This is a genomic window from Affinirhizobium capsici, assembly GCF_977018625.1.
In genome coordinates this window covers 53,464-63,430 of the sequence record NZ_CDRNXD010000005.1, presented here as the reverse complement: position 1 = coordinate 63,430, position 9,967 = coordinate 53,464, and the positions used below count along the sequence as shown (strand labels likewise).

The window sequence follows — 9,967 nt, the reverse complement described above, 5'->3', positions numbered from 1 at the left end:
AGATGGACGCGCGGTCGGTCGATTACACACAAGATACTCTGACGGAGCGGTTATCGCAGGACCCCGGAAGCTTTGAACCGGTGACTGCACTCCGTGTTGCTCAGCGCGCCAGCCCTCAGGGGCTCGATATCGTTGCGCCGATTGGCGTCGAACCTTCACCTGTTGCCGTTTCGGGTTTCACGCGACAGGAAAAGCGCAACAGGATCAAGACGCTGCTTGCGAGCCTCAGCGGGCCGGTCGGCTCATTGCCTCCGTCTTATAATCAGCTTGTCATGCACGAGGAGCGGCAGCGGTCGCGCTCTCTCTCCGCCTTTCTAGATATTTTCAACAGCCGGATCAGCGAACTCTTTGCAGATGCTACCGAAAAATATCGCTTGGCACGGTGGTTGCGATGGCAGGGGAGCAATGCGGAAAGCGGCTTCTTTAAAACGCTTCTTTCTCTTGGTGGTTTTGGCACACGTCGCACCATCAGCCATGCGGAAATAGATAAAAATTTCGTCTTGCGCTTTTCGGGGTTCTTCGCAAACAGAACCCGCTCAGCCGCAGGGCTCGCCGCCATGCTGACAGAGTTGACCGGTGCGTCGGTTAAAGTGGATCAATTCAGGCCGCGCTGGTTGCAGATTCCGATGAGTGAAAGAAGCTCGCTTGGCCAGCCGCAAGGCCTCGTGCTTGGCACTAATGCCAGCGCGGGTGAGAGATTGCGTGATCTGACAGGTGCGTTCAGGCTCGTCATCGGGCCATTATCTTACGGCGATTATATGCGCCTTTCGCCGGACAGCCGTTCAATTCGTGAAATCGTTGCACTGACACGCCTTTATGTTGGCCCGACCCTGGATTTCGATGTTCAGGTCATTCTTCGGCGGGAAGATGTGCCGATGTGCCAATTGGGGCGCGCAGGCGATCCTCCGCGGCTTGGTTGGAATTCTTGGGCAAGGACCGCGCCCGCGCATGAAGATAGCGGAGATGCTGTCATACAGGCAGGGTCCGTTGAAAAATTGATCGGGGAGTTGCGCCATGCATCTTGAACTGATCCTTGAAGCACCGCGTCAGCATCACGACGGATCTGCGTCTTCTTGGACGCTTGAGCGGGGGCGGAAAACGCTTGGGCGCGGCGCTGACTGCGATTGGCAAATTAAGCCCGCTGACACTTCGATCGCCGCCGTTCATTGCCTCATCGAGCGGCAAGGTGATCGGTTCATATTGGAAAACTGTAGTCCGCATGGGGCCTCTGTCGAAGGTGCTTGGCTGCATGATGGGCAGACGGCTGTCCTTCGCGATCAAAGCATTGTCGTGATCGGCAATTACACCTATCGGGCCGCTATCCACCGTGAGCGAAGCGAATATCACGACGATCCTCGTCAGAACCTTGCTCTAAGTTCTGAGCCTTTGACCATATCCTCCATTCTTTCGGATGTCGTGCCAGCGGGTCGCATAGCCTCCGGCCCGCTTGGTCCGCGCGAGCTGGACGATCCGCTTGCATTCATTCAGAATCCAAAGCCGGGCGCACCGTCGTCGCGTAATGTTGAGATCGGCTGGAACGGCGCTCCTGACCCGAAAAAGCCAAGCAAATTACTGCCTGATAATTGGTGGGAAGAGGGCGAGCCCGAAACCGGTCTTGGGCATGTGCTGGAGCACAGCGCTGCCACGCGGGTTTCTGTCGGCATCAGTCGTTCTGTGAGACAGGATGAGCCCGCTCAAAGCTCTACAGGTATAACACCAAACGCGGTGGAACCTCTCTTCGAGCCGCAGCTGGCTGCAAATCCCAGCCCACGACTGGACGCCCTGGTACGGCAGCTGGAACAGGCCCTCGATCAAAGCTTTTCCACTCTGAAGCTGTCAGAACATGATGGTATGGTAGGGCTTTCATTCTCTGATAATCATGCGCGAGAATTGGCTGGCCGACTGGAAGCAATTCTTTCCAAACAGATGCGCGTGAATGAAGCGCTCGAAACCTTGTTTAGCGAATCCGCGCGCCTGTTTGATCCAAGCATCGTGGAAGTTCGGGCGGACGCGAAGCAAAGGCCCGGTTTTGCTTTTCTCCAACAAGCGACCTATTGGCGCTTTTATAGCCAGCAATTCGAACAAGGGGGAAAGAAGCTTTCCACCGCCGATTTGCTGCGCAGTTCGTACCTGACATCAGCATCAGATGAGACCGGAGGTGAGCCAAGCGCCTCCAAGGAAGGAAGTATACCGGATGAGGTATGAGAACCGTGTTGCCTGGAGCGAGGGTATGTTTCTCCGGGTTCAGCATTTTCAGCAGGCAGATCGTTGGACGGAGCGCTTGATCAGCACCACCATGCGCACGCTTTCACCCTATCCCTGGGGGGTGGCGGCCATTGAGATCGATAGAAGCGCTCTGGCTATCGGGCGTTTCTCCGTGAGTAATCTTCGCGGCATTCTTCCAGACGGTACTGCCTTTGAAGCACCCATTGATTGCGATCTTCCACCGGCACTGGAGCTGGATGAAACCGTGAAGAACGCGGTCATCTATCTCGCTCTACCCACGCGCCAACCGGGCAGGGCGGATATAGCGCTGAACGGCACAGCAGCTCTGCATCAGGTTCGCCATGTGGCTTCTCCCTATGAAGCGCCCGATGCGAATGTTGAAACGGATTTCATGGCACCCATTGAAGTCGGGCGGCTGAACCTTCGTTACCTGAAATCGGGCGACGACTTGTCCGGGTTCGATCTGATCGGCGTTGCGCGTATCATTGAGGTTCGCTCGGACCGTGCCGTCATTCTCGATCCTGACTACCTCGCGCCGAGCTTGAACTGTGCAGCCGAGCCTCGCTTATCGGAATTGATGAAAGAACTGCTCGGCATTGTCAGGCATCGCGCCGAAGCCATTGCAGACCGTATTGGGGACCCCACCATTCGGGGAACAGCAGAGGTCGGGGACTATTTCCTGCTGCAGATCCTCAACCGGGCTGATCCTCTGCTGCATCACATGGCGGCCAATGCAACGCGCCTTCATCCCATGAATTTCTATGAGCTTTGTATCCAGCTGGCGGGCGAGCTTTCAACCTTCACAACCGAGCGCAAACGGGCAACGGAATTTCCGCCCTATCGTCATGATGACCTGAAATCCACCTTCGCCGCAGTGTTCGACGATCTGCGGACCTCGCTCTCGGCAGTCCTTGAACAATCAGCAGTCGCCATTGAGCTGGCTGAGCGCCGGCACGGCGTACGCGTTGGTACGATCCATGATCGCACCTTGCTCAGAGATGCGGGCTTTGTGCTGGCCGTCCGCGCCGATATGCCCGCCGAAGAAATACGCCGCAAGCTTCCCGCCCAGATCAAGGTGGGGCCGGTGGAGCGTATTGCCGAATTGGTCAATGTCGCCTTGCCCGGTATTCCAGTGCGTCCGCTTCCGGTCTTACCGCGGCAGTTGCCCTATAGGTCTGGAACGATCTACTTCGAGTTGGACACCCAAAATCCCTTGTGGAAGCAGCTTGAGACCTCTGGTGCCATCGCCCTACATCTTTCGGGTGAGTTCCAAGGGCTTGAGATGGAACTGTGGGCCTTGAGAGAATGAACAAAGACAGCAGTTCCTGGCAGGATTTGCCAACCATTGTCGATCTGGATGAGGATGGTGTGAACAAGCGTCAGTCCCCCGGTACCATGTCGGATTTCCTCGATGATATCATCAACCCGGCGCAGCAAGATCCGAGCGCGGCAGGCCGTGCTTCATCTCCCGGGGGGTGGTCGACGGAACGGCTGGTCAAGGACTTTACACTTGGTGGAGATGAGGTGCCGACGCTGGTACGGTCGGCAGCACCGCTTCTCAACCTTGCACATGCCATTCGCCACACTTCCGAACAGCCTGATATTGATGAGCTGCGTCGTGTGTCTATCGCCGCCGTCAATGCCTACGAGCGGGATTTATCCGCAGCGCGCATTGCGCCGGAGCGTGCAAGAGCTGCGCACTACGTGGTCTGTGCAACGGTTGATGATGTGGTGCTCAGTAAGCCATGGGGCGTAGCTGCGGGCTGGGCGCGTTCCGGGCTGGTCTCCACCTTCCACATGGATGTAACGGGCGGTGAAAAGGTCTTCGATCTTCTCGATCATTTTCACCAGTCTCCTGGCTCGTCCAAGGATATTCTTCTTCTCATCTACCTCTGCCTGTCCCTCGCTTTCGAAGGCAGAATGCGAGTTTCGCCGCGTGGTAACCTGGAACTGGGGCGTGTCAGAGACAGTCTCTACAAGACACTTCTTGGCCAATACGGTATATTCGAGCGAGAGCTTTCACCTCATTGGAGAGGCGTTGCCGCACGTCACAAGCCGCTGAAAACTGCCACGGCCCTATGGACGTTGCTCTCCATTCTCGCGCTGCTCTTCGGTCTTGGATATATTTTCTTCACGTTCTCCCTCAACTCCGTATCGGATGGTACATTGTCTCGAATGGCAAGTCTTCCGCCACACGAAACGCCAAGCGTGGCCTTGACTGTGCCACCCGCGCCGCCGGTCAATGAAAAGCCCGTTGAAGCGAAAAAAGAGGAACCTGCTCCGGCTCAAAAGGCGCCGGAGCAACCGTCCAAGCCATCGCCGCTGCAAAACTTCATGGCGTTCCTTCAGCCAGAGGTGGAGAAAAACCTCGTTTCCCTCTCCGATGCCAATGGCCGCTTGCGCATCCGCATCAACAATTCAGGATTGTTTGACGTGGGCAGCGCTGAGGTGAGCGATAAATTTCGCGGCTTGCTGGAGCGGATTGGCGGCGCGCTGGCAGGTGAGCAATTTAGGGCGGTTGTTGTGGGTTACACGGATAACACGCCTATTCGCACCGTTCAGTTTCCTTCCAACTGGCACCTGTCCGAGGCACGAGCCAAGGCGGTCGGCGAGATCCTTTCAGCATACACCGGTCCCGAAGCCATCTTAACGGAAGGCCGTGCCGATAGTGACCCCATCGCGCCTAACACCACCCCTGAAGGCCGGGAAATGAACCGGCGGACAGAGATCCTAGTGCTGACGGATCCTCGCCAGCGGCTGAACGAGGCAGGCATCACCGCGCCTGCTGTTCGCACGCAACCAGAACCCGAAGCAGGTAAAACACCGGGTAGCGCCCAATGAACCCATTGAGCTATTTTTATACAATCCGTTCTTATGTCGAAGCCTATGCCGGTTTGCTCGGCAGACGCTTCATCTCGGTCATTTGGCTTATAGCCCTTTGCGTCATCATCTGGTTCTACGGTTACCTGCTTGCCTTTGGCCAATGGAAGCCACTGGTCAGTGTCAACGCCCGGATCGTCACCATCGGCGTTCTCGTGCTGGCGTGGATCATCTATATGGTGGTCACGATCATCCGCAGTCGCAAACGTGATGCGGAATTGGTCGATGGGATTGAGAGAAGCGCTGAGCAGGAAGCTGAAGCCAGCCAGAAGGCGGAAGTTGTTGAAATCCATCAACGGCTGAAAGACGCCCTCCAGTTGTTGCGCCGTGTAACCCGCAAACGTTTCGGCTATATTTACGAACTCCCTTGGTACGTCATCTTCGGTGCACCTGGCTCCGGTAAGACCACCGCGCTTACGCATTCGGGCCTCAACTTTCCGCTGGGGGACGCGCTGGGCGGCAATTCTGTGCAGGGCGTTGGCGGCACGCGGAACTGCAATTGGTGGTTCACCGATGAAGCGATCCTGATCGATACTGCTGGCCGCTACACAACGCAGGAAGACCTGAACGGTACGGCAAAGGCAGGCTGGGAAGGTTTTCTCGATCTTCTTCGCAAGTACAGACGCTCGCAGCCGATTAACGGCGCCTTGATTACGCTGTCTATCGGAGACCTTTTAGAGCGCGATCCGCAGGCGCAAAAGGAAGAGATTCGCATTATCCGACAGAGATTGGCAGAGCTGGACCAGCAGTTGCAGGTGCGAGTGCCTGTCTATCTCGTTCTGACAAAAGCCGACCTCTTGACAGGCTTCGTCGATTTTTTTGACGGGTTCGGAAAATCGGATCGCGAACAGGTCTGGGGCATGACCTTTGACTTGGAAAAAAGCGAAAAAGCGTCTGACCTGCCCGATACCTTTGCCATGGAATTTGCCCTTCTTCAGGAGAGGGTGAACTCCCTTCTGCTGGAAAGACTTCAACAGGAGCCGAATTCAGATGTTCGCGGCAGGATTTTTCGCTTTCCTGCCCAACTTGCGCTGTTGCGAGAGCGTCTGGTCGAGGTCATGCCAGAGCTTTGCGCTGGATCGAAACTTATGGAGCCGCCATTGCTGCGCGGCGTCTACTTCGCCTCTGGCACCCAGACGCAAGAGGAAATGGCGCAAGCGCTGCAGGCACGTCCGCGTCGTAGCTATTTCCTCAAGAGGCTGTTCCACGACGTCATTTTTGAAGAGGCTTCGCTTGTCGCCCGCGATAAGCGTTTGAGCAGACGTCAACTGTTCATACGGCGCGCAACCTATGCACTGGCTGCCGTTCTGGTGGCTGTCGTTTTAACCAGCTGGATTGCGACCTATGTTCAAAATAGTGCCGCACTCGCAAACGCCGATAAGCGCTTGAACGCTTATGAGCAGCTTGCTCGCGGCATCCCTGTTCAAGATGTCAAAGACACGGACTTTCTGCGAATTTTGCCGGCACTCGATAACCTCGCTACAATTCCAGATGACTTCGAGCAGGCGAGGGCATGGCCTGTCAGCTTCGGGCTCGACCAACAGGAGAAGGTGGAAGGGCGTCAGCGCGATGCTTATCAGCGAGCGCTCAATGCTCTGCTATTGCCGCGATTGATGGTGCAGTTGCAGCGGGATATGCAAAACGACAAGGATCCACAGAAGGCGTTCAACGCCCTGAAATTCTATGGAATGCTAGGCGGTATTGGAGCGGTTGATCGAGAATTTGCCGAACAGCAAGCAGATGATATTTTCATGTCGCTATTTCCAGGCGATGGCCGAGCAGCGACCCGAAAATCACTGCTACGACATGCTTCGGCACTCGTACAAGGGGTTATTCCGCCTATAGAACTGGATAACCGGCTGATTGCCGAAACCAGGATCAAGGTTCGCGATATTACTGTCGCATCTAGGGCGTTCGAAATTCTGAAAAACTATCCAGAGGCACGCAAGCTCGCCTCTTGGACGCCATCTGGTGCTCTCGGCCCTTTGGGTGAGCAGGCGTTTGAGCGAGCTTCAGGCGCTGGTTTACGGGTCGGTTTGCCAGGCCTGTTGACAGCAAACGGGTTTCAAACGGTTGTACGGTCAAGATTGGACGATGCAGCCCGTGACGCCATTGGCGAGGAATGGGTTAGGGGCACTTCCAATCCGGCGGAAATCTCTGTGAGCCAAATTTCGGATGCTGCCCTTCAGCTTTATCTTGCTGAGTTTGAGCAGCAATGGCGATCAATCCTAGCGGATCTGCGTGTGAAGACACCGCAAACCCTGGCGAACGCTGCGGAAACCTTGAGACTGCTGACCGTGGAACCCAATCCCGTCGAAGGCTTGGTTCGCTCCGTCGCGAGTTCAACAGATCTGCGATCGCCCGATGCGCTGGTAACAGGAGCAATTTCGACAGCAGATGAGGGTAACCGAAATATCATGTCCCTTTCGTCCTTGCCGGATCCTTACGCAAAACTTCGCGAAATCCTGCCCACGCAAGGTGTTGAAGCTGCCCCTCAAAGCGTCGATGGCACTGAGAAGCCCCTTCCGCCGCTAAAGCAACTGATCAGCACTTTACAGAAATTGCGTGACCAGCTTTCGCGCGCATCGACATCCACCGCAACCATTGCGAAAGTGTTTGATGTAGACGGTCAATTGACCACCGCCAATCAGGATCTGCTTCAACAGGCACGCCAAATGCCAGCACCTCTCGATACCTGGATGGCAGGCGTGGCTGCGGATATTGGTTCGCTGGCGGTTCGATCCGCGCGAGCGCGCATTGCAGATCGTTGGGCAGCGGAGTCAGCCTCTTACTGCACCAACGCCCTTTCCGGTCGCTATCCGTTTGACCGTGAATCGACAACCGATGTAGCTATGAGCGATTTCGTTCGCCTTTTCGGGCCGGAAGGGCTGCTGAAAACCTTCTTCAAGGATAATCTTGAGGCTTTCGTAGATACCAGTGCCTCGCCATGGGGATGGAAAGGCACCTTTGGCGCGGCAAGCATACCGAGCGAAGCGATCGCAGAATTCGATAAGGCCGATCAGATCACGCGCGCCTTCTTCCCGAACGGCGCCAAGGAGCCTGCGGTCTCAATCAACATCACGCCAGTATCCCTCACTCAGGCTGCCAATGCGGTGATGTTGGAACTTGGAGGGGAGAAAGTGGTCTATTTCCATGGGCCGGTTCTATCCAAATCCGTTACCTGGCCAGCCGCACAAGCCAGCAACAGTTCACGCCTCGCGTTTCAACCCGGCGGTTGGCAGCAGGCTTTGACGACGACTGGGGATTGGTCGGCATTTCGCCTCTTTGATAGCGCCAAGCTCAGCCAAGGAGGCCAACCAAACCTATTTCGTGCCGAGTTTTCACGCGGCGACCAAGTTGCACAGTTCGATGTGCAGTTTGGTTCTGTCCTCAATCCGTTCAGGCTGCCGGCGCTCGGTAGTTTTTCATGCCCGAGGCAGTTCTGATGGCCGTGCAGGACCAGGCGAATTTGCATGGTTTGAAGGAACTGGACCGGATTGGCTTCTTCGGGAAGCTGCCCACGCATGGGGATTTCGTGGGCTGGGGCCTATCCTCTAATCTCCAGCGAACACTCCAGGATTGGTTGCAAGCTGGCTTGCAGACAGCGAAGGAGAGTTTGGGCGGTCGCTGGAAGCATGCTTTCCAAACCATGCCACCTTGGCGATTCATTATCGAAGAAGGGCTCTGGTCTAGCCACGCGATAGCGGGGGTCATGGTTGCGAGCGCTGATCGGGTAGGCCGCGAGTTTCCACTGGTTCTGCTCAGTCAGATCCATCAGGCCGATGAGCATCCCTTCAAGTTCTACAAAGATGAGAGCTGGTTCACTGCTTTGGAGGCTATGGCCGAAGGAGGCCAACGCCGGGACTTTCAACTCGATAGCTTTACGCAAGGGCTGCAAAAACTGCGCCGTATTCGCCCTATCAACTCCCGGGACGGTGATGTGAAAAGAGCAAATCGATCCACTCGCGAAAGCCTTTGGTGGACCGTCTTGCCTGGCTCAAGGGACGTGCAGGGCTTTCGTAATGAAGGTGCGCCAAAGAAGGACGACTTCCTCCGCTTTTTTACCACTTCAGCCGACCGTACAGATGCACACCGGAATGTGAAGGCCGCGCCGCCGCCAGCAGTCTCCGGGCAGCCTGTGGCAGCAGTTTCCGCCACCGAGATGGTATCGCACCTCAGTTGGACACATAGTTTCCAAACTCATGCCGGAACCCGGGGGAAGCCTATTTCAGATGCGCTTCTTGCTTCAGCGCCAGCAGGCCTGTTTGGGGTGTCCTGTGGCTCAGGTGAAACACAAACTTCGGCCGAAGCCGCAAAACTAGCGGTGCATTTGGCAGGCCAGGCGGTGATGGATGGTCCAATGGACCAACGTCTCAGAGAGCTTAAGGGGAAACTTGGAAGCGCAAACACCCTGCTACGATCGCGCAACGGAAATCCCGCCTCCGCAAGATCCGCTGTTGCTAGTATCGCGCTCCTTGTTCTGGAGAGTGCGAATTTTGCAGTTCTTTGGTCTGGAGATAGCCGTTGCTATCTCTTTCGAGACGGCATGTTACGATGCTTGACCCGGGATCACGTGCAGATTGGCATGCGCCGGTCGCTTTCCAAAGCTCTGGGTTTGGACGCGACCTTGCAGACCGAAAGCCTGGTTGAGGAAATCCGACCAGACGACATATTTCTTTTATGCAGTGGTTCGCTGCTGCGCTGTCTCTCGGAACGATCAGTCGCAGAAACCATGCTCGAAGATAAGTCCGCAGAACTGCCGCGTATTCTGATCGAAAATGCGCTGATTGCCGGCTGCCCCGATAACGTGACAGCCCTTGTTGTTCGCGTTCAATCTGCTTGAACAGCTAACCGATTTACC

The 9,967-nt window shown here is 55.9% G+C and carries 6 protein-coding genes; all 6 read left to right on the top strand.

Annotation, left to right across the window (positions count from 1 at the left end; translation table 11 throughout):
• The first annotated feature begins 2 nt into the window (after window positions 1–2).
• Genes tssG through tagF form a run of 6 tightly spaced genes read left to right on the top strand, consistent with a single transcriptional unit; the run spans window position 3 to window position 9,949 of the window.
• Entirely contained in the window at window positions 3–1,025 is a 1,023-nt protein-coding gene (gene tssG, locus AC0JZ1_RS16460) for a type VI secretion system baseplate subunit TssG (protein ID WP_471883534.1), read from the top strand.
• Window positions 1,015–2,205, top strand: coding sequence for an FHA domain-containing protein (locus tag AC0JZ1_RS16455; RefSeq protein ID WP_471883533.1), 1,191 nt, complete (start codon window positions 1,015–1,017; stop codon window positions 2,203–2,205). The genes tssG and AC0JZ1_RS16455 overlap by 11 nt, the downstream gene beginning before the upstream one ends.
• Window positions 2,195–3,535, top strand: a complete 1,341-nt coding sequence (tssK, locus tag AC0JZ1_RS16450; RefSeq protein ID WP_471883532.1) for a type VI secretion system baseplate subunit TssK — start codon at window positions 2,195–2,197, stop codon at window positions 3,533–3,535. Before AC0JZ1_RS16455 ends, tssK begins: the two co-directional genes overlap by 11 nt.
• Window positions 3,532–5,067 carry a type VI secretion system protein TssL, long form gene (tssL, locus tag AC0JZ1_RS16445; RefSeq protein ID WP_471883531.1) on the top strand — a complete coding sequence of 512 codons (1,536 nt, stop codon included), beginning with the start codon at window positions 3,532–3,534 and terminating at the stop codon, window positions 5,065–5,067. Before tssK ends, tssL begins: the two co-directional genes overlap by 4 nt.
• Window positions 5,064–8,552, top strand: coding sequence for a type VI secretion system membrane subunit TssM (gene tssM, locus AC0JZ1_RS16440; RefSeq protein WP_471883530.1), 3,489 nt, complete (start codon window positions 5,064–5,066; stop codon window positions 8,550–8,552). Before tssL ends, tssM begins: the two co-directional genes overlap by 4 nt.
• Window positions 8,534–9,949, top strand: a complete 1,416-nt coding sequence (gene tagF / locus AC0JZ1_RS16435) for a type VI secretion system-associated protein TagF (protein ID WP_471883529.1) — start codon at window positions 8,534–8,536, stop codon at window positions 9,947–9,949. Before tssM ends, tagF begins: the two co-directional genes overlap by 19 nt.
• The last annotated feature ends 18 nt before the right edge of the window (window positions 9,950–9,967 follow it).